We start from the raw sequence: 20169 nt of genomic DNA on the forward strand, positions 1-20169 counted from the left end.
GGGCGGGAGCGGCGCGGGGACGCCGGGCGGGAGCGGCGGGACGGGACCGGTCGGGAGCGGCGCGGGGACGCCGGGCGGGAGCGGGAGGGCGCGACCGGGCGGGAGCGGCGGTACGCGACCGGGCGGCGGCGTGAGGCGACCGGGCGGGAGCGGCGTGAGGCGCGGGCCGCTGGTGTCGCTGAACGGCTCCCGGAGTGCCGCCGACGGGGCGGCCGTACCCGTGTCCCCGGAGGAGCTGGCCGAGTCGGCGCTGGCGGCGGTCGCCGCCGGGGCGGGGGAGGTACTGGTGCACCCGCGGACCCCGTGCGGGCGGGAGAGCCTCTCGCCCCGGGTCGTGGGGCCCGCACTGGAGGCGTTGCGGGCCGCGGGGCTCGGCGTACCCCTGGCGGTGGCGGCGAGCATCGGGAGCGAGTCCGATCCCGCCGCACGGCTGGCCCGGGTGCGGTCGTGGACGGTGCTGCCCGACCGGGCGGCGGTGGATTTCGCGGAACCGGGGGCCGGGGTCCTGGCGGAGGCCCTCCTGGGCCGGGGGGTGGCGGTGGACGCGGTCGTACGGCTGGGAGGACCGGCCGGGCCGGATCCGCTGGCGCGGTTCCTGGCCTGGCCGGTGCGCGAGCCTCGGCGGGTCCGGCTCACGGCCGAGCTGGCGGCGGCCGATCCGGGGCTGGTGGCGGGGCTGCGCGGACTGCCGCCCGTGGAAGTGGTGCTGTACGGACGGGAGGCCGCCGCCTGGCCGGTGCTGCGGCTGGCCGCGCGGTGCGGTACAGGGGTGCGCACCGGCGTGGGGGACGTACTGCGGCTTCCCGACGGGCGCCCGGCCCGCTCGAACGCGGAGCTGGTCGCGGCCGCTACAGCCGCGAGCCGGTGAGCCGTTCGCCGAAGACGTCGTCGGGGTTGGACAGCGCGCAGGTCTGCAGCGACAGGCAGCCGCAGCCGATACAGTCCGTCAGGTGGTCGCGCAGCCGCCCCAGTTGGCTGATGCGCTGGTCGAGCTCGGCGCGCCAGGCCTCCGAGAGCCGGGCCCAGTCCTCGCGGGTCGGCGTGCGCTCCTCGGGGAGTCGCGCGAGCGCCTCGCGGATGCTCGCCAGCGGGATGCCCACCCGCTGGGCGGCCCGTACGAAGGCCACCCGGCGCAGCGCGTCACGGGTGTAGCGGCGCTGGTTGCCGGAGGTACGCCGACTGCTGATCAGGCCCTTGGTCTCGTAGAAGTGGAGCGCCGAGACGGCCGCCCCGCTGCGGGCGGACAGCTGGCCGACGGTGAGTTCGTGGATTTTCTCGGGAATCTGCGGCACCCGACCGAGCGTAGTCGGAGGTCCGTTGACATACGTATGCGGGCCCCAGCATGCTGAGCAAGCGCTTATTCATCCGTGAGAGGCAGGAGCAGGGCATGGCCGAGCCGAGGGTCTTCACGTCCGCAGAGGAGCTGCACGCCGGAATCGGCGAGCCGCTCGGCCCCAGCGGGTGGCTGGAGGTGGACCAGAAGCGGATCGACCTCTTCGCGGACGCCACCGGGGACCACCAGTGGATCCACGTGGACCCCGAGCGGGCGGCGGACGGGCCCTTCGGCTCCACCATCGCCCACGGGTACCTGACGCTCTCCCTGCTGCCGAGCCTGGTGCCGCAGACCATGCGGGTGGAGGGCATGCGCATGGGCATCAACTACGGGACGAACAAGGTGCGTTTCCCGGCACCGGTGCCGGTCGGGTCGCGGCTGCGCTCCACCGCCGTGATCACGGACGTCACGGAGGCGGGCGGCGGCATCCAGGTGACGGCCACGGTCACCGTCGAGCGCGAGGGCGGCGACAAGCCGGTCTGCGTGGCGGAGTCGGTGTCCCGCTACTACTTCTGACCCGGGCCGTCTCGCCGGGGCGGCAGGGCGACGGCGGGGGCGGTGCGGCCCCCGGGGCGGTGCGATCCCGGGGCGGTGCGGCCCGGGGTCAGTGCCGCCCCGGGGAGGGGGCGGCGCCGGGGCGGGAGCCCACCATCCGCAGTACGAGGTCGGCGTAGAGCGCGCCGACCTCGTCGGGGGTGCGCCGGCCCTCCACGCTGAACCAGCGGGCCACGTCGATGCACAGGGAGAGCACGGCGAGGGTGGTGCCGGGGACGTCCGGGACGTCGAACTCCCCCGCCGAGACCCCGTCGGCGAGGATGCGCCGCACGGCCGCGTCGCTGCGCCGGCGCAGCGCCACGATCTCGGAGCGGTGCTCCGGAGCGAGAGCGTCGAGCTCGTACTGGACCACGCGCGCGGTGGTGTGGTGGGCCGCGTGCCAGCGCACGAAGGAGCGCACCGCGGCGTCGAGCCGCTCGGCGGCGCTGCCCGGGCCGCCGGCCGCCGTCGTCAGGATCTCCAGCGCCTTGTCGTGGCCGATCCGGCTGATCCGGTGGAGCAGCTCTTCCTTGGTCTTGTAGTGGATGTAGAGCGCGGCGGGGCTCATACCTGCCCTGCCCGCGATGTCGCGGGTGGTGGTGGCGTGGTAGCCGCGCTCGGCGAAGGCGTCCACGGCGGCGACGAGCAGCCGCCGCGCGGCGTCGGGGGTGACCTCCGACCACGGCTGGTACCCGGCGGCCGTCTCCTCCGCGCTGTCCATCGCTCACTCACCCTCTTCGCCGTGTGGAAGTGACCACCTTACCGGAGGGTGAGCAAGCGCTTAGTGTTCGCGCGTCCGCTCCTTCGGCGCGAACGGGTCGTACTCCGCCATCATCTTCTCCATCCGCGCCTGGTCCACCCGGCTGACGATCCGGCCGACCTCCTGGCGGTCGCGGATCACCTTGGCGAGGGTGAACGCGGAGGTGGTGAGGTAGAGGGCGGCGATGCCGAGGAAGGCGCGGACCCAGCCGTCCACCTCCAGGTTGTAGATGCCCACGGCCACGGCGCCGCCGGCGATGCCGAAGGAGGCCACGGCCTGGCCGTAGTACGCCCCCGTGTTCTGCTGCTTGACCGGTGTCTCGTCCATGGGTCGAGCATCGGGCGCGGGGGCCGGCGGGGCATCCGTGTGCGTACTCATCCCGGTACTCAGCCCGTCGGGCTCCGAGGGGCCGGGGCGGCGCCGGAGGTGCGGCGGACAGGGACGACGGGGCGGGCGGGGCCGGCGGCGCGTGCCGGCGGGCTGTCAGAACGCGGAGACCCCGGTGCGGGCGCGGCCGATGAGCAGCTTCTGGATCTGGCTCGTGCCCTCGTACAGGGTCATCACGCGGGCGTCGCGCAGCAGCTTGCCGGCCGGGTACTCGTCGACGTACCCGTAACCCCCGTGGACCTGGAGGGCGTTGCTCGCGGCCCGCACGGCGGCCTCGGAGGCGAAGAGCTTGGCGGTGGAGGACTCGGTGGCGAAGGGCTCGCCCCGGTCGATGAGGTCGGCGACCCGCCAGGTCAGCAGCCGGGCGGCGTCGACGTCGACGGATATGTCGGCGATCAGCTCCTGCACCAGCTGGTGGTGGGCGATGGGCTTGCCGAACTGCTCGCGCCGGGCGGCGTACGACACGGCCGCGTCCAGGGCCGCCTGCGCGATGCCGACGCAGCCGGCGGCGACCGACATCCGCCCCTTGGCCAGCGCGGACATGGCGACGGAGAACCCCTTGCCCTCGGGGCCGAGCATCGCGGAGGCGGGTACGCGGACTTCGTCGAAGGTGAGCTCCGCGGTGGCCTGGCCGCGCAGGCCGAGCTTGCCGTGGATCTCCCGGCGGGTCAGCCCCGCACTGTCGGCGGGGACGAGGAAGGCGGAGACCCCGCGGTGGCCGGGCTCGTCGCCGGTGCGGGCGAAGAGCAGCACGACGTCGGCCCAGGTCCCGTTGGTGATGAACATCTTGCTGCCGCTGACCAGGTACGAGTCGCCCTCGCGCACGGCGCGGGTGGTGAGGTTGCCGGCGTCGGACCCGGTGCCCGGCTCGGTGAGGGCGAAGCAGCCGAGCGCGTCACCGGCGCACAGGCGCGGCAGCCAGGCCCGCTTCTGCTCCTCGCTCCCCCAGGAGGCGATGGTCTTGGCGACGAGGCCGAGGGAGACGGAGACGATGCCGCGGACGGCGGAGTCGCCGCGGCCGAGCTCCTCGGTGACCAGGACGTAGGCGAGGTGGTCGCCGCCCGAGCCGCCGTACTCCTCGGGCACGGTCAGGCCGAGGAAGCCGAGCGCGCCGAGCTTCTTCACGACGGCGCGGTCGACGCTCTCGGCACGGTCCCACTCGGCGGCGTACGGGGCGACCTCGCGCTCGGTGAACTCGCGCGCGAGCCGGCGGACGGCGGCCTGTTCCTCGCTCAGTTCCATATGCACCGGGCACCTCCGGAGGCGCTTTAACTAGCGCCGGTAGTTTATGGCGGGCAGGCCCTACTATGTGGCGCATGGCCAGACCGCGCAAGCCTCTCCTCAGCAGAAGCCTCATCGTCGAGGCGGCGGGCGCCCTGGTGGACGCGGAGGGGCTGGAGGCGCTCTCGACGCGGCGGCTGGCGGCCGCCCTCGGGGTCAGCGGGCCGTCGCTGTACAACCACTTCCGGACCAAGGACGAGATCCTGGAGGCCGTCGCGGACGCGGTGAGCGCCCGCGTCGACTTGTCGATGTTCGAGGCTGCCGCGTTCGGGCCGTCGGGCGGGGCCGGGGCGGGAAACTTGCCGGGGATCTTGCCGGGAAGCGGTGGGAGCGGTGGGAGCGGCCTGAGCGGGCCGCCGGGGGGCACGCCGGACTGGCGGGCGGCGCTGCACGCCTGGGCGCACTCCTACCGGGACGCCCTGTCCGACCATCCCAACATCGTGCCGGTACTGGCGCGCGGTCCGGGCCGCCGGCCGGCCGGGCTGCGCCTGGCGGACGCCGTGTTCGGCGCGATGACGGCGGCGGGCTGGCCGCCGGCACAGGCCACCCGGATCGGCGCGCTGATGCGGTACTTCATCCTGGGCTCGGCGGTGGCCTCCTTCGCGGGCGGTTTCGTCGACGACGAGGCGGCCTACGACCCCGCGGACTATCCGCATCTCGGCCAGGCCCACCTGCTGGCGGACCGTCGGCGCGAGGTGGACGAGGGCGCGTTCGAGACGGGCCTGACCGCGCTCCTGGACGGGCTGACCCTCCAGTACGAGGCACTGGAGGGTCAGGAGAGCCCGTAGGGGCGCGAGGGCCCGGGGTGCGGGGCCGCAGCGGGACGGGGCATCAGCCGGGAGCGAAGCCTCGGCCCCGGGAGCGGGGACTCGGCCGGGCGCAGGGCCTCGGCCGGGCGCAGGGCCTCGGCCGGGAGCGGCTCTAGAAGACGACCAGCGAACGGCCGCCCTTGCCCGCGAGCATCGCCTCGAAGGCGGCCGGGATGCCGTCCAGGGTGATGCGGTCGGTGACGAGGGCGCCGAGGTCGATCCGGCCCGCGCGGACGTGCTCCGCGATCACCGGGAGGTCCCGGGCCGGGTCGCTGTTGCCGTAGACGCAGCCGGTCAGGGTGCGGGCGAAGTGGAAGATCTCCAAGGCGTGGAAGGTGACCTGCTGCTCCTTGCCCCCGATCCCGACGACCGTGGTCCGGCCGCCGCGCCGGGTGGACTCCCAGGCTCCGCGGATGGTGTCCGCCCGCCCGACGCACTCGATGGCGACATCCGCACCCTGACCGCCGGTGAGGGCGCGGATCTGCTTGGCGGTGGTGTCGGAGGCGAGGACGAAGTCCGTGGCTCCGGCCGCGCGGGCGAGCTCCTCCTTCGCCGGGGACACGTCCACAGCCACGATGGGGCCCGCCTGGGCGATGCGGGCGGCCTGGAGCGCGGCCAGGCCGACGCCGCCGACGCCGAAGACGGCGACGGACTCGCCCGGGAACACCTGGGCGCTGTGGTGGACCGCGCCGTAGCCGGTGAGGACGGCGCAGCCCAGGAGGGCGGCCTCGGGGAGCGGGATCCCCGCAGGCGCGGGCAGCACGCAGTTCGCCGCGACGACGGTCTCCTCCGCGAAGGCGCCCACGTTCAGCCCGGGGTGCAGCTCGGTACCCTGCGCGTCGTGCGCGTGGACGGCGCCGACTCCGGTGAGGGCCTTGGCGCAGAGCCAGACCTCGCCGATCGAGCAGTGGTGGCACTCGCCGCAGGACGGGGCCCAGTTGAGTACCACTCCGTCGCCGGGGGCGACGTGCGTGACACCCTCGCCGACGGCGAGGACGGTGCCCGCGCCCTCGTGGCCGAGGACGGCGGGGACCGGGACCCGCATGGTGCCGTTGGTGAGGGAGAGGTCGGAGTGGCAGACCCCGGCGGCGGCGAGCTTCACCCGCACCTGGCCGGGGCCGGGCTCGGGCAGCACGATCTCCCGTATCTCCAGAGGGGCTCCGACGGCGGGCAGGATGGCGGCGCGGACCATGATCGTCGTCTCCGTCTTGTCAGGCTGAGGTACTGGGCGGGCGGTACGGGGGGTGGGACGCCGTCGCGGCGGGGCCGACGGACGGGCGGCGGCAGGTGGGCGGGGCGGTGGGCCCGCCGGCAGGCCCACCGGTGAGGCGGTGGGCCTGGCCGGTGGTCGGCCTCGGGCCTTGGCGCCGACGCTCAGAACTGCAGGGACTTCGTCTGGAGGTACTCGACCAGGCCGTGCGGGCCCAGCTCGCGGCCCACGCCCGACTGCTTGTAGCCGCCGAAGGGTGCGAGCACGTTGAAGCGGCCGCCGTTGATGTCCACCTGGCCGGTGTCCATGCGGCGTGCGAAGGCGACGGCCGTCTCCTCGTCCGCCGCCCACACCGCGCCGCCCAGGCCGTAGACGGTGCCGTTCGCGATGCGCAGGGCGTCCTCCTCGTCCTCGTAGGGGAGGATCGACAGGACCGGACCGAAGATCTCCTCCTGGGCGATGGTCATGTCGGGCGTCACGTCCGCGAACACGGTGGGCGCGACGAAGTACCCGCGCTCGTGCGGCGCGTCGGGCCCGCCGGCGACGAGGCGGGCGCCCTCCTCGATGCCCTTGGCGATGTATCCGCGCACGCGTTCGTGCTGCTTGGCGTTGACGACGGGACCGAGGCGGGTGGCCGGGTCCCGGGGGTCGCCGGTGGTGTACTTGGCGACGGCGGCGGCCGCCAGCGCGACGACTTCCTCGTGCTGGTCCCGGTGGACGAGCATGCGGGTGAGCGCGTTGCAGCTCTGGCCGGCGTTGTTCATGACGTGGCCCACGCCCGCCGCGACGGCCTTGGCCAGGTCGGCCCCGGGCAGGATGACATTGGCCGATTTGCCGCCCAGTTCGAGAGCGACCCGCTTGACGGCGGCCCCCGCCGTGGCCCCGATCTTGCGGCCGACGGCGGTCGAGCCGGTGAACGAGACCAGGTCGACCCCCTCGTGCGCGGCCAGCGCCTGACCGGCGACCGGGCCCGTACCGGTCACCAGGTTGAAGACCCCGGCCGGGACGCCCGCCTCGTGCACGGCCTCGGCGAAGAGCTGTGCGGTCAGCGGGGTGTCCTCGGCCGGCTTGAGGACGAGGGTGCAGCCGGCGGCGAGAGCGGGTGCCACCTTGGCAACGACCTGGTGCAGCGGGTAGTTCCAGGGCGTGATCGCTCCGACCACGCCCACCGGCTCCAGCAGCACGGTGGAGTTGCGGATCCGCTCCTCGAAGGCGTACGAGGCCCCGAGCTCGGCGTACGAGGCGGACACCGCGACCGGCGATCCGACGTGGACCATCTCGGCGAAGGCGAGCGGGGAACCGAGTTCGGCGGTGACGACCTCGGCGATCTCGCTCTTGCGGGCGGCCAGTACGCCGCTCAGCGCTCCGATCAGGGCCGCCCGCTCGGCCGGGGGCGTGGCCGCCCAGCCGGGGAGGGCGGCGCGGGCCGCGCGTACGGCGGCGTCGACATCCTCCGCCGTTCCGGCCGGGACCTCGGCGATGACCTGCTCGTCGGCGGGGTTGACGACCGCGATCCGCTCGCGGCCGACCGCGGGCCGCCACTCCCCGCCGATGTACATCCCGTCGTGGGCCTTCATGGCATTCCTCCCGAGCACGCACCCGCGCGTAGACCTGACCTCTCGAACACCCTACAAACTAGCGCCGGTAGTTTTCCGCGCGCCAGAGGCTCCGGGGATCAGATGGTGCCGAAAACCATCCCTGCCCCGAGCACGACAAGAGAGGTCAGAGCCGCCCATTTCACGGTGAACCGGGTGTGGTCCGCGAACTCCACCTTGGCCATGCCGACGAGGACGTACACGGCCGGGACCAGCGGGCTGGACATGTGCAGCGCCTGTCCGACCAGGGAGGCGCGGGCGATCTCCAGCGGGGAGACCCCGTGCGCGGCACCCGCTTCGGCCAGGACGGGCAGGACGCCGAAGTAGAAGCCGTCGTTGGACATGAAGTACGTGAGCGGCAGGCTGAGCAGGCCGGTGACCAGGGCCATGTGCGGTCCCATGCCCTCGGGGACGGCGCCGACGAGCCAGTCGGCCATGTGCTTGACCATGCCGGTGCCGGTGAGGACGCCGGTGAACACGGCCGCCGCGAAGACCATGCCGGCGACGTTGAGGACGTTGTCGGCGTGGGCGGCGAGGCGGGCCCGCTGGTCGGGCATGTGGGGGAAGTTCACGGTGAGGGCGAGTGCGGCGCCGAGCAGGAACAGCACCGGGATGGGCAGCAACTCCGTGATCATCGCGGTGAGGAGGGCGACGGTGAGCCCGGCGTTGAACCAGTAGAGGCGCGGCCGCAGGGTGGCGCGGTGCGGGTCGAGGCCCTGGAAACCGCCCTCGTCGGCGGCGGGGACGGCGCTGTCGCCGGGCGTGGGACCGGGCGTGACGTCGGGTGTGATGCCGGGCGTGACGTCGGGTGTGATGCCGGGCGTGACGTCGGGTGTGATGCCGGGCGTGACGTCGGGTGTGATGCCGGGCGTGGCGTCGGGCGTGGCGTCGGCGGCCGTGCCGGCACCCGCGCCGACGGTGACCAGCGCGGTACGGGGGGCGGCAGCGTCGGCGGGGTCGCTCCCGGCGGCCGCGGCCCCGTCCGTCGGCAGCGCGAGGAGGCCGACCCGGCGGCGCTCCCTGAGGCCGAGAACGTACGCGAGCACGAACACGAAGATCAGCCCGACGGCCAGAGCCGGGATCATCGGGACGAAGATGTCGGCGGCGTCGAGCTTGAGGGCGGTCGCGGCGCGCGCGGTGGGGCCGCCCCAGGGCAGCGTGTTCATGACGCCGTTCGCCGTCGCCGCGACACCCGTCATCACCACCAGGCTCAGGCCGAGCCGCTTGTACAGCGGATACATGGCCGAGACGGTGATCATGAAGGTGGTGGAGCCGTCACCGTCGAGCGAGACGATCGCGGCGAGGATCGCGGTGCCGACGACGACCCGCATCGGGTCGGCCTTGCAGAAGCGCAGGATGCCGCGGACGATCGGGTCGAAGAGGCCGACGTCGATCATCAGGCCGAAGTAGACGATGGCGAACATCAGCATGGCGGCGGTGGGCGCGAGCTTGCCGACGCCGTCGATGACGTAGTCGCCGAGCTGCGCGCCCTGTCCGGCGAACACGCAGAAGAGCGCGGGGATGAGGACGAGCGCCGCGATGGGCGACATTTTCTTCATCATGATCAGAACCAGGAAGGTCGCGATCATGGCGAAGCCGAGGAAGGTCAGCATGCTGGGAACGTAGGCGCCTCCTCATGGGGCCAACAAGGTGTCCGGCCGTGAGCAATACGAGCAAAACCCCAGCTCAGGGCAGTGGTGTGAGCTCGACCGGGAAGCCGTTGAGCACCGCTGTGCCGGACAGCGGGTCGAGCAGCGTGCCGTCGAGGAGCTGGTTGACGTTCACTCCGGGCTCGGCGGAAGCCACCGAGAGCCGGGTGCCGGGGCGGTCGTGGCCCCAGCCGTGCGGCAGGCTCACCACGCCGGTCCGCACGGTGTCGGTGACCTCGACCGGGACCTCCAGGCTCCCGCCGTCGGCCGCGACCCGGGCCCGGCCGCCGTCGACGAGGCCCAGCCGGTCCGCGTCGAGAGGATGGACCTGCAGGGTGCAGCGGTTGGAACCTCCGGTGAGGGCCGGGACGTTGTGCAACCAGCTGTTGTTGGACCGCAGGTGGCGGCGGCCCACGAGCACCAGGACGGCGGGGCGGTCGGCGAGCGTCGCGCGCAGTCTGGGGAGCTCGGCCGCGATCGGGTCCGGGAGCAGCTCGATCCTGCCGCTGCGGGTCCTCAGCACGCCCGCCAGCCGGGGCCGGAGCGGGCCGAGGTCGATGCCGTGCGGGTGCGCGAGCAGCTGCTCCAGGCTGACGCCTCCCCTGTCCGGGCCGATCTCGGCGCCCGGAGCGGAGTCGGCGGCAGAGTCGGCTTCGCGGCCGTTGGCGGAGCCGAACATGTCTCCGTACGGCCCGAGTCGGAGCATCATGTCGAGCCGGCGCTCCGGGCCGTTCTCCCCGGTCAGCAGGGCGGCGAGGCGCGCCGGGTCCTGCCCGTGCAGGGGCGAGTCCGGGTCGGCGGTCTCCCGGGCGAGGGTCGCGCCGATGGCCAGTTCGTCGACGGCTTCCGGGCCTGCCGTGCCGTGCATGCCGGATACGGCCAGCACGAGGCGCGCGTGGATCTCGCACTCGTCGAGCCGGTCCGGCTCCAGCGGGACGGCGGGCCGCGAGTAGCGCACCTGGTTGCGGATGGCGAAGCCGTTGAAGGCGAAGTCGTGGTGCCCGCTCTGCGAGGGCGGCGGCGGGGGCAGTACGACGTGGGCGTGGCGCGAGGTCTCGTTCAGGTAGGGGTCGATGCTGATCATGAAGTCGAGTCCGGCCAGGGCGGCGTCGAGCCGTCGGCCGTCCGGGGCGGACAGGACCGGATTCGCGGCGATGGCGATCAGGGCGCGGATCCGGCCCTCCCCCGGGGTGTCGATCTCCTCGGCCAGGGCGGCTGTGGGCAGTTCGCTCTTGGCCTCGGGGTGGCCGCTGACCCGGCTGTGCCAGCGGCCGAGGGTGAAGCCCTTCCCGGGCCCCGCGGGACGCGGGCGGGCGCCGGTGGCCGGGAGCGGGAAGAGGGCCCCGCCCGGCCGGTCGAGGTTGCCGGTGAGGATGTTCAGTACGTCGACGAGCCAGCTGGCGAGGGTTCCGTGCGCGACGGCGCTGCTGCCCAGCCGCCCGTACACGGCGGCGGTCGGCGCGGCCGCGAGCTCGCGGGCGAGGGTGCGGATCTCGTCGGCCGTGAGGTCGCATGCGGGTGCTACGGCCTCAGGAGTGAAACGCGCCAGCGCGGTGGCGAGTTCCCCGAATCCCCCGGTCTGTTCCTCCAGCACGCCGGGGTCGGTCAGCCGCTCGGTCAGCAGGGTGTGCGCGAGGGCTGCGAGCAGCAGGGCGTCGCTGCCGGGGCGCGGTGCGAGGTGGCGGTCGGCGAGCCGCGCGGTGCGGGTGCGGCGCGGGTCGACGACGACGAGGGTGCCGCCCCGGGCGCGCAGAGCCTTGAGCCGGCCGGGGAAGTCGGGGGCGGTGCACAGGGAGCCGTTGGACTCGACCGGGTTGGCGCCGATCAGCAGGAGGAAGTCCGTACGGTCCAGGTCGGGGACGGGGATGGCGAAGGGGTCGCCGAAGAGCAGTCCGCTGGAGACGTGCTTGGGCATCTGGTCGAGCGTGCTGGCGGTGAAGAGGTTGCGGGTGCCCAGGGCTTTGAGCAGCAGCGGCGGGTAGAGGGCGCCGGCCATGGTGTGGACGTTCGGGTTGCCCAGGACGACGCCGACCGATTGGGCCCCGTACTCCCGGACGAGGGCGGGGACGGCGGCGGCGATGGCGTCGTAGGCCTCGTCCCAGGTGGCCTCCTGGAGCCGGCCGTCCTTGCGGACGAGGGGCGTGCGCAGCCGGTCCGGGTCGGAGTCGAGGGCTCCGAAGGCGGCGCCCTTGGGGCAGATGAAGCCTCGGCTGAAGATGTCTTCGCGGTCGCCCCGGGCGCCGGTGACGGCGGTGCCCTCGATGGTGAGGGTGAGGCCGCAGGTGGCTTCGCAGAGCGGACAGATGCGCAGGGCGGTGCGGGGCATGGGCCCTCCAGGGCGACAGGCTGCGGCACGGGCACGCGGGCGCACTGAGCATACCGACCGGTAGGGACGGCGGGGAGGGGGGTGGACGGAGAGACTGTCCGCGCACCGCGCCGGGGGTGGGGGTGCGGGTGGGAGCCTCCTCCGTCAGGACGGGAGGGGGCTCGCACGGCGGGGAGGCGTTTCAGTCCAGGAAGCGTGCGAGGTAGGCCTGCATCATGGCGCGGGTCTCGGCCACGATGCCGGGGTCGCCGTCCGGATCGCTGCGGAACGCGAGTTGGATCAGCGCGTCCGTGGCCTCGACCGCGACGAGGACCCCTCGTTCCAGCGTGGCGTCAGGGGTCAGCCCGAGGTGCCCGCTGAGGAGTTCGGTGAGGCGCGCGGCCACGAGGTGGTTGGGGTCGGCCGCCGGCCCGCCGGCGGGCGGTGCGGGGACCCCGAAGTCGACGAGCGCGAAGCCGGGGACCGTGCGCTTCATGGCCAGGTACTCGTCCAGTACGGCGTCCACGACGGGCCGCCAGTCGGTGGCCGGGAGCCCGGCGAGGCGGTCGGCGATGCCGTCCGCGTAGCGGTCGAGGTTCCGGTGCGCGAGGGCGGTGGCCATGGCCCGCTTGTTGCCGAAGAACCGGTACACGGATCCGATCGGCACACCGGCGCGCAGGGCGACGGCGCGGGTGCTGAGGTTTTCGTACCCGGTCTCGTCGAGGAGCTCGGCGCAGGCGTCGAGGATCCGGGCGAGCCGGTCGGCGCTGCGCTGTTGGACGGGAGTACGGCGCAGGGAGTGGGCGGGAGGCACGGGGTCCATCATGCCGCTCCTCCGTTCTCAGTTCAGCAGGAGGCCCAGTCCCCCGATGGTGTAAGTGATCATCAGCGCGAGCAGGGGGAGCTGGCCGGCCACCGCCTTCGCGGGCGGGAAGAGGCGTACGGAGCGGTCGTGGGCCGCAACGACGCCGAGGACGTGGCCGGTGACGACGGCGATGACCTGGAGGGCGGCGAGGCCCCCAGGAGCCAGTGGTGGAGCGGGTTCGGGGGCGTTGTCAGTGCCGAGTGCCATGCTTACTGTGCGTGGTCCTTCGGTTACCAGGAGGGAGAAGTAATGGGCGACGAGATAGCCGAGCGCGATCGGCACGAGTGAGTGCGCGAAGGCGGTCAGCGGGCCGGGGTGCGGGCCGCTGACGAGGCGGGTGGCCGCCGCGCAGAGGCAGTAGAGGGTGGCGACGAGGGCGACGGAAGCGAGCAGTCCGAGCGTGGCCGTGGGGGTGCGGCCGAGGGGGGAGGTCTGTACGGCGTTGATCCATGAGGGGTTGTCGGAGAAGCCGTCGTAGGCGGTGGAGCCGAGCAGGACGCAGACGGTGGCGACGAGTCCGGGCCGCTCGGGCGTCGCGTCGAGTCCGTGGAAGGGGTTGCGGAGCACCAGGTGGCCGTCATGGCGGCGGCCGAGGGGGGAGAGCCGGGCGAGGAGGGCGGAGTACGCCTCGAAGGCGTCTCCGTCGTCGAACCAGCGCTCGCCGAAGCGGGCGGCGAGCAGGAGCTGGAGGGTGGCGTAGACGGCGAGGGCGATCAGGAGGGTGGTGGTGGATGCGGGGTCGGGAGCGACGAGTTCGAGCCAGGTGAAGGCGAACAGGCCGGCGGCGGCGGGCCACTGTCCCAGGCGGGCGGGGAGCGGGCGGACCGGTCGGCGGAGGCGGGGTTCGTGCCGGTGCGGGGCGAGGGCTCTGGCCCGGCCCCGGGTGAGGAGGCGGTGGAGGGTGCGGAGCGGGTTGACCAGGCGCCAGACGGGGCCGAGGAGAAGGGAGGCGGGGACGAGTCCGACCCAGAACAGGACGTAGACGGCGCCGGCGGCGGGGTTGCGCGCGGGGTCGTCGGGACCGAGGAGGAGGTGCAGCAGCAGAGCGAGTGCGGCGGCGAGTCCGAGCGCACGCAGGACGGTACGGGTGGCCGGCGCGTCGGCCGCCCGCCGGACGGCGGCGGGCAGGGCGAGCCCGGAACGGTCACCGCGGAAGCGGGAGGCGGACCAGAGCAGGCCGAGGGCGAGAAAGGAGACGAACAACGCGGCGAAGGCACCGGCGAAGGCGTAGAAGGGCGAGATCGGGAGGTCGTGCTGGGACCCGATCCCGTGCGCGAGGGTGGTGAGCGGATCGGCCAGGTGAAGGACCACGTCCTGGCGATCCCCGCCCCCGGCGCCCGGGCGGGGACCCGGCCCGACGGAGCTCAGCACCGACCCTCCCGAAGCCCCGCCCCACGCCGACCGGGCAGGGGTATCCCGGTTCCGGGCCCGGGCCCGGTTCCGGGCCCGGGCCTGGGCGCCGAGCGGAGGCGCGCGCGGGGTGCGGTGCTGTGGGGTGCGGTGCTGTGGGGTGCGGTGGCGTGGGGTGCGGTGCTGTGAGGTGCGGGGCTGTGGGGCGTCGCCCGGTGCGGTGCGGTGCTGCGGGGCGGGGGTTTCGTGGGCGTGCCGGTTCGGGGTCGGGTCACCGGACGAGGAGTTGGGTCAGGAGGAGCTTCGACTCGTGGGTCTCGACCTCGAAGAGGCCGGTGCGGTCCGCGGTGAGGATCAGCGTGGCCTCTTGGCCTGCGGGGAGGGCGAGTTCCTGGTCGTAGCCGTGGACGTGCAGGGTGTCGGCGCGGTCGCTCGTGACGCGCAGGGCAACACGTTCGCCCCGCTTGAGTTCGGTGCGGGCGGGCGCGGGGGTGACCTTGCCGTCCCGGACTCCGATGGTCACCGTCCGGTCCGCCTGCTCCGGCGTCTGCCCCGAGGCCTGCGGGGCCGGCGAGGCGGGTGGCGGGGTGCCGTTGTGGCCGTGACTGTGGCCGCCGGACGGGTTCGGTGCGGGCCCGGCGAGCGGGGCCGCGTTCTCGACCGGCTTGCCGGACACCGCCCAGGCGGTGTGGTCGTCCGCGTACAGGCGGACGGTCAGGGTGCGCGCGCCCTCGGGTACCTGCGCCGCGGGCAGATGGAACCAAGGGCCGTACAGCCGGGCCGCCTTGCGGCCGTCGATCTCCAGGTGGGCGTGGCCCGCTCCTGGGAGCGCGGCGCCGCCGGCGCTGTCGGGGGTGAAGCGGAAGTTCCGCACGTCCAGTTGGAGGTTCCAGCCGTCCTCGGAGTCCGGGCGGAGGGTCAGCCGTACCTCGGGCGCGCCCTCGGCCGGGACCTCGCGGAGCCGGTGGCCGGCGCCGTCGTCGGCGGTGAGCAGGGTGCCGACGCTTCCGGTGGCCTGCTCGTGGCTGGTGCCCGGCTTGTGGTGGGTGGTGGCCCGCCCCCCGCAGCCCGTCGCGCCGCCCGCGAGGAGCAGGGCGAGGGCGAGCAGGGCGGCGGTACGGGCGGGTCGCCGTGCCGTCCTGCGGCGCGCGGGCGGCGGGGTCCCACAGACGTCGCAGGCGACGCGGCGGTCAGTGCGGTCGGTCACGACGAGCCTCCAGTGGTCGATGCGGCCGGTGATCCCGCGCCGGCCGAATGGACCACGCGGGGCTCGGGGTTCGGGTAGCGCCCAGCCGCGCCCCCGCACGGCCGCCGAGGGGGGCGCGCCCGGTGGGACGCGTGGGTCGCGCGCCCTGAGAACGCCCCGCCGCGCCCAAGCCCGGCGGTCGGGGTCGGACGTACGCTGCGGGACGTGCAGGGCTCGGGCGCCCCGCCGCGCCCCGCACAGCAGCCGGGAGCGGGCCTGCCCGGTGGGATGTGCGGGGCTCCGGTGCGTCGCACGCCCCGCCGTGTCCCCGCGTGGCGGAGGGGGCCCGGTGGGGTGTGCGGGGCTCCGGTGCCTCGCCCTGGCGGGAGGCGGCGGGGTGGGTCATACGGCGGGGTTCGGGGTCGGGGTGGGCTGGGTGGTGGCGGTGTCTGGGGTGGCGGGGTGGCCTGAGGGGCGGGTGGCTGATGCGGCGACGGCCCACAGGACCCAGGCGACCGCTACGAGGGCCCGTACCCAGGCGGGGCTGAGGGGGGTCCACGGGATCATCAGGACGGCCTTGTCGAAGGCGTCGAGGAGGGTCAGTCCGGCCAGCAGCAGGGTCAGGCGGGCCAGCCAGGGCCGCGTCGGCCGCAGGGCCAGGCCCGCGCCCGTCCACCACAGGCCGAGAAGCAGGAGTGCCAGGGCCGGTACGAAGGTGGCGGTGAGCCCCGTCGTGGAACCCGCCACGTCCAGTGCCAGTCCCGCGAGGCCCAGGAGCGAGGCCGCCGTCCCCAGGCGGGTGCCGCGCAGCCGGCGCCACCACAGCACTCCGCCGACCAGGAGCAGGACGGCCCCGACGGCCAGTGCGAGCTGGGTCTCCACCCGCTCCAGGCCGCGTGCCCCGTACCAGTCGCAGCCGGCCGGCAGCCTGCGCGCCTGGGCGCTGTAGTCGGCGCAGACGAGGAGCTGCACCAGCTTCACCGGTTCGCCGACCAGCCGGGCCGAGGCTCCCGACACGTCGCCGCGCCGCTCCCCGCACTGCGGCAGGGTGCCGGGGGTCGAGCCGGCCGGTCCGTCCTGCCAGCAGTTGCCGCGTCCCTGGCCGTCCCACCAGACGTCCATCGCGTTGGGCCGGCTGGCCCCGTCCTTGTCCTTGCCCATGGTGTTGGCGGCGTACCGGTTGTGGTGGGAGGTGTCGGTCTGCTTGTCCCAGGCCTCCTCACCCCGGATGAAGGCCGGGACGGCGCTGAGGTAGAAGCCGGCGCGCCGGTGCCCGTACACCCAGTTGTCCTCGTACAGGTTCCAGTTGCCGCCCGCGGTGATGATCCCGGTGCCCGGCGGCATGGAGATCTGGGGGCAGACGACGCCGCGCTCGTAGCCGCGCTCGATGGGCGGTTTGGCGCAGGTGCCGTCGGCGATGTGGCGGTAGTAGTCCTGGTTGTTGTCGTGGATCAGGTTCCGCTCGAACTTGGCGTGGTTCTGCGGGAGTCCGGGGTGGCCGGGGAAGGCGCTGTCCATGGAGGCGCCGCCCATGTTCTGGTCGAACTCGTTGTCGTGCACCCACACCGAGTCGCCCGCGGTGCCGGAGTAGCCGACCATGTTGTGGTGGCTGCGGCAGCCGGTGATCTCGATGGAGTAGCGCGGGACCTCGTAGCCCCGCCCCTCGTTGATGTCGGAGGCGCTGCCGGGGTAGATGCCCGAGTCGCCGTTCCCGTACGACTCGCAGTTCTTGTAGAGCCCGTGGTCGCTGGCGAAGGTCAGGAAGCCGTACTCGTCGTTCCAGCGGGTCAGTACGTCGTCGATGACGAATCCGTCGCCTGCCAGGACGTAGAGGGAGTTGAAGGTCGTGCGCTGGGCCGTGAAGTTGCGGAAGTAGATGCCGTTGGAGCGGTCGGCCCGGATGCCGTTCAGCTTCTGGTACTTGGCGTCCACGATCACATCGAGGCGGGTGGCGCCCGTGCCTTCGATCTGCAGGTTCGTCTTGCCGAGGATGGCGACGAGGTTCTGGTTGTGGCGGCACTGGACCTGCTGCTCGTAGCTGAGGATCTGGTAGCCCAGCGAGGAGTCGGGGGCCTTGAGCGACGCGCACTCGCCGGTCGGGGCCGGCAGCGCGGGCTCCTCCTCGTAGAGGCCGGGAAGGATCGCGATGTTCATCCCGGGCCGGTCGACGGCGTCGACGGCCTGCTGGAGGTGCCGGAAGCCGTTCTTCTCGCAGCGCTCGTAGAGGGCGAGGTTGCGCTGTCTGAGCTCGTCCGGGAAGCCGGATATACGACGCTCGAAGCCGGGCCGGTCGGTCTTGCACACGATGAGGTCGGGCTCGGCCGCGCGGTACTCGGGCACGGATCCGGAACCGTCCGGGAAGGTGACGGGGCGCTCCTCGTGGGCGCGCGCGGCGGGGGCGGCGGCGAGGAGGGACAGGAAGGCGAGAAGGGCGGCGAGGAGCGCCGCCGGTACGGCAGGGAACCTGCGGGTCCACGACATGCGCGTGAGAGTAGAGCATTGTTCATCTTTTGGGAGCCCCCCGCGCACGAATCCCCGCGAGCCCCTCACGGCGGGCCGTGCGCGCCGGCGCGCCGATCTCCCCGTTGACGTGCGGGCCGCGGAATCCTACTGTCACCCATAGGATTCCTTCGAGGAGCGGGAGCAGCCCATGAGCGAGCAGGCCGGCAGCGAGCAGGCGAGGAAGACGGCGGAGGCACTCACGTACCTCACCGGCTTCGGCAACGAGCACAGCTCGGAGGCCGTCCCCGGCGCGCTTCCCCTCGGCCGCAACTCGCCCCAGCGCGCCCCCCTCGGCCTCTACGCCGAGCAGCTCAGCGGCAGCGCCTTCACCGAGCCGCGCACCCACAACCGCCGGTCCTGGCTCTACCGGATCCGCCCCTCCGCGGCCCATCCGCCCTTCACCCGGATCGACAACGGCGCCCTGCGCACCGCGCCCTTCACGGAGGCGCCGGCGGACCCGAACCGGCTCCGCTGGAACCCCCTGCCCGACCCGGCGCCCGGTACGGACTTCCTGGCCGGCCTGTGGACCCTCGGCGGCAACGGCGACGCGGCCCAGCGCGCCGGCATGGCCATCCACCTCTACGCGGCCGACACCTCCATGACCGACCGGGTGTTCAGCAACTCCGACGGAGAGCTGCTGATCGTCCCCGAGCGCGGCGGGCTGCTCCTGCGCACCGAGTTCGGCCTGCTCGCCGCCCGCCCCGGCGAGGTCGCCCTCGTCCCGCGCGGCGTCCGCTTCCGCGTGGAGCTCCTCGACACGGACGGGGCCCCGGCCCGCGGCTACGTCTGCGAGAACTACGGCCAGCCCTTCGAGCTGCCGAACCTGGGCCCGATCGGCGCCAACGGCCTCGCCGCCGCGCGGGACTTCCGCGCCCCGGTCGCGGCGTACGAGGACCCGGCCGCCGGTGAGCGCCCGACGGAGGTGGTCAACAAGTTCTGCGGCAACCTCTGGGCCGCGACCTACGACCACTCCCCGCTCGACGTCGTCGCCTGGTACGGCAGCCACGTCCCGTACGTCTACGACCTGCGCCGCTTCAACGTCCTGGGGTCGATCAGCTACGACCACCCCGACCCGTCGATCTTCACCGTCCTGACCTCGCCGTCCGACACCCCCGGTCTGGCCGGCGTGGACTTCGTCGTCTTCGCGCCGCGCTGGCTGGTGGGCGAGGACACCTTCCGCCCGCCGTACTTCCACCGCAATGTGATGAGCGAGTACATGGGCCTGATCGAGGGCGCCTACGATGCCAAGGCCGAGGGCTTCGTGCCCGGCGGCGGCTCGCTGCACAACATGATGTCCGCGCACGGTCCGGACCGGGAGACCTTCGACCGGGCGAGCGCCGCCGAGCTGAAGCCGCAGAAGATCGAGGACGGCCTGGCCTTCATGTTCGAGACCCGGTGGCCGATCGTCTCCACCTCGCAGGCCGCCGGCGCCGAGCACCTCCAGCGCGGCTACGACGACGTGTGGAGCGGCCTGCAGCGCCACTTCCGCGCCTGACCCGCTCCGCATAGCCTGCATCCGCCGCACCGCCACCCCTGCCCAGCCGTACGGAGAACCACCCGTGACCGCCTTCGCCCCCGACTCGCTGGTGCTGAACCGGAAGCTGCCCCTGTGGTACCAGGTGTCGCAGTCGCTGCGCGCCTCGATACTCGGGCGCACCCCGGACGACTCGCTGCGCCTCCCCACCGAGGAGCAGCTGGCCGGGCACTACGGGGTGAGCGTGCTGACGATGCGCCAGGCCCTCAAGGAGCTGGAGGGCGAGGGGCTGATCAGCAGGCACCGGCGGCGCGGCACCTTCATCGAGCCGGGCGCGCTGCGCAGCGCTCCGGTGCGGCTGCTGGGCTCGGTCGACGCGATCGTGGCCCAGCAGTCGGGCGAGCGCACGACGGTCCTCGGCCACGGCCGGACCGCCGTGTCCGGGGAGCTGCTGGAGCACTTCCCGGATACGCCCGAGGTGGTCACGTACCGGCGGCTGCGGCGCGATCCCGAGAGCGGGGAGCCGACCAACTGGGCGGAGAACGCGGTCCTGCCCGAGTTCGCCGCCGCGGTGCGCCCGGCCGATCTCGAACGCTGGCCGATGACGAAGGTGCTGCGGGACGTCGTCGGCGTGCGCATCAGCCGGATCACGGACACGGTCGAGGCCCGGCTCGCGGACCCGGAGACGGCCGAGCTGCTCCACGTCCCGCTGCTCAGCCCGATCCTGCACTACACGGGTGTGACGTACGACGAGGACGGCCGGGTGGTGGACGTGGCGCGCATCCGGTACCGGGGCGACCGGTTCTCGTTCACGGTGACGGTCGACGCGCACTGAGGAGGCTCGGGTAAGAGGGGCGGAGGGGCCGTGCGGGCACGCCGGCACGTCGCCCTCCCTACGCCTGCTGGGCGCGTGTCGCCCCGGCCCCCAG

Annotated in this window: 17 protein-coding genes; 5 read left to right on the plus strand and 12 right to left on the minus strand. The window is 73.7% G+C overall.

Going from position 1 to position 20169, the window contains the following annotated elements; genetic code table 11:
• The first annotated feature begins 154 nt into the window (after positions 1 to 154).
• Positions 155 to 868 carry a 3-keto-5-aminohexanoate cleavage protein gene (locus ACFWUQ_RS12460; protein ID WP_384536624.1) on the plus strand — a complete coding sequence of 238 codons (714 nt, stop codon included), beginning with the start codon at positions 155 to 157 and terminating at the stop codon, positions 866 to 868.
• Here ACFWUQ_RS12460 and soxR read toward each other — a convergent pair.
• Positions 849 to 1292 carry a redox-sensitive transcriptional activator SoxR gene (gene soxR / locus ACFWUQ_RS12465; RefSeq protein ID WP_384536627.1) on the minus strand — a complete coding sequence of 148 codons (444 nt, stop codon included), beginning with the start codon at positions 1290 to 1292 and terminating at the stop codon, positions 849 to 851. The two genes, ACFWUQ_RS12460 and soxR, sit on opposite strands and share 20 nt — an antisense overlap.
• 95 nt (positions 1293 to 1387) lie before the next feature.
• On the opposite strand from soxR, the gene ACFWUQ_RS12470 reads away from it, so the two are divergent.
• A complete protein-coding gene (locus tag ACFWUQ_RS12470) occupies positions 1388 to 1849 on the plus strand; it encodes a MaoC family dehydratase (RefSeq protein ID WP_384536630.1) in 462 nt (153 codons plus the stop codon).
• A gap of 88 nt (positions 1850 to 1937) precedes the next feature.
• Here ACFWUQ_RS12470 and ACFWUQ_RS12475 read toward each other — a convergent pair whose 3' ends face one another.
• The 3 genes from ACFWUQ_RS12475 to ACFWUQ_RS12485 all read right to left on the minus strand — a co-directional run bounded on the left by ACFWUQ_RS12475 (position 1938) and on the right by ACFWUQ_RS12485 (position 4262).
• On the minus strand, positions 1938 to 2588 hold the full coding sequence (locus ACFWUQ_RS12475) for a TetR/AcrR family transcriptional regulator (RefSeq protein WP_384536633.1): 651 nt from the start codon (positions 2586 to 2588) through the stop codon (positions 1938 to 1940).
• Positions 2589 to 2648: 60 nt separating this feature from the next.
• Positions 2649 to 2954, minus strand: a complete 306-nt coding sequence (locus ACFWUQ_RS12480) for a YiaA/YiaB family inner membrane protein (protein WP_384536636.1) — start codon at positions 2952 to 2954, stop codon at positions 2649 to 2651.
• Positions 2955 to 3110: 156 nt separating this feature from the next.
• Positions 3111 to 4262 carry an acyl-CoA dehydrogenase family protein gene (locus ACFWUQ_RS12485; RefSeq protein WP_384536639.1) on the minus strand — a complete coding sequence of 384 codons (1152 nt, stop codon included), beginning with the start codon at positions 4260 to 4262 and terminating at the stop codon, positions 3111 to 3113.
• Positions 4263 to 4330: 68 nt separating this feature from the next.
• On the opposite strand from ACFWUQ_RS12485, the gene ACFWUQ_RS12490 reads away from it, so the two are divergent.
• A complete protein-coding gene (locus tag ACFWUQ_RS12490) occupies positions 4331 to 5083 on the plus strand; it encodes a TetR/AcrR family transcriptional regulator (protein WP_384536642.1) in 753 nt (250 codons plus the stop codon).
• A gap of 133 nt (positions 5084 to 5216) precedes the next feature.
• Here the strand turns inward: ACFWUQ_RS12490 and ACFWUQ_RS12495 are convergent, their stop codons facing one another.
• The 8 genes from ACFWUQ_RS12495 to ACFWUQ_RS12530 all read right to left on the minus strand — a co-directional run bounded on the left by ACFWUQ_RS12495 (position 5217) and on the right by ACFWUQ_RS12530 (position 17745).
• Positions 5217 to 6296: a Zn-dependent alcohol dehydrogenase gene (locus ACFWUQ_RS12495; protein ID WP_384536644.1), complete on the minus strand. Its 1080-nt coding sequence runs from the start codon at positions 6294 to 6296 to the stop codon at positions 5217 to 5219.
• A 182-nt stretch (positions 6297 to 6478) separates the two neighbouring features.
• Positions 6479 to 7891 carry an aldehyde dehydrogenase family protein gene (locus tag ACFWUQ_RS12500; protein ID WP_384536647.1) on the minus strand — a complete coding sequence of 471 codons (1413 nt, stop codon included), beginning with the start codon at positions 7889 to 7891 and terminating at the stop codon, positions 6479 to 6481.
• Positions 7892 to 7989: 98 nt separating this feature from the next.
• Positions 7990 to 9522 (minus strand): citrate:proton symporter, encoded by a 1533-nt coding sequence (locus ACFWUQ_RS12505; RefSeq protein ID WP_384536650.1) that lies wholly within the window; start codon positions 9520 to 9522, stop codon positions 7990 to 7992.
• A 73-nt stretch (positions 9523 to 9595) separates the two neighbouring features.
• Entirely contained in the window at positions 9596 to 11884 is a 2289-nt protein-coding gene (locus ACFWUQ_RS12510; protein ID WP_384536653.1) for a molybdopterin oxidoreductase family protein, read from the minus strand.
• A 181-nt stretch (positions 11885 to 12065) separates the two neighbouring features.
• On the minus strand, positions 12066 to 12686 hold the full coding sequence (locus tag ACFWUQ_RS12515; protein WP_384536732.1) for a TetR family transcriptional regulator: 621 nt from the start codon (positions 12684 to 12686) through the stop codon (positions 12066 to 12068).
• A gap of 18 nt (positions 12687 to 12704) precedes the next feature.
• The gene (locus ACFWUQ_RS12520) at positions 12705 to 14039 is read right to left on the minus strand and encodes a hypothetical protein (protein ID WP_384536656.1); all 1335 of its coding nucleotides are present in this window, start codon (positions 14037 to 14039) and stop codon (positions 12705 to 12707) included.
• A gap of 310 nt (positions 14040 to 14349) precedes the next feature.
• Complete coding sequence (locus ACFWUQ_RS12525; protein WP_384536735.1) at positions 14350 to 15186, minus strand: hypothetical protein; 837 nt, start codon at positions 15184 to 15186, stop codon at positions 14350 to 14352.
• 480 nt (positions 15187 to 15666) lie between these two features.
• Positions 15667 to 17745, minus strand: coding sequence for a right-handed parallel beta-helix repeat-containing protein (locus ACFWUQ_RS12530; RefSeq protein ID WP_384536659.1), 2079 nt, complete (start codon positions 17743 to 17745; stop codon positions 15667 to 15669).
• A 169-nt stretch (positions 17746 to 17914) separates the two neighbouring features.
• On the opposite strand from ACFWUQ_RS12530, the gene hmgA reads away from it, so the two are divergent.
• Together hmgA and ACFWUQ_RS12540 are read left to right on the plus strand one after the other, a co-directional pair.
• On the plus strand, positions 17915 to 19261 hold the full coding sequence (hmgA, locus tag ACFWUQ_RS12535) for a homogentisate 1,2-dioxygenase (protein WP_384536662.1): 1347 nt from the start codon (positions 17915 to 17917) through the stop codon (positions 19259 to 19261).
• 64 nt (positions 19262 to 19325) lie between these two features.
• Positions 19326 to 20075, plus strand: coding sequence for a GntR family transcriptional regulator (locus tag ACFWUQ_RS12540; RefSeq protein WP_384536665.1), 750 nt, complete (start codon positions 19326 to 19328; stop codon positions 20073 to 20075).
• Positions 20076 to 20169: the final 94 nt, after the last annotated feature.

This window comes from Streptomyces sp. NPDC058662, from assembly GCF_042716255.1.
GTDB lineage: Bacteria > Actinomycetota > Actinomycetes > Streptomycetales > Streptomycetaceae > Streptomyces.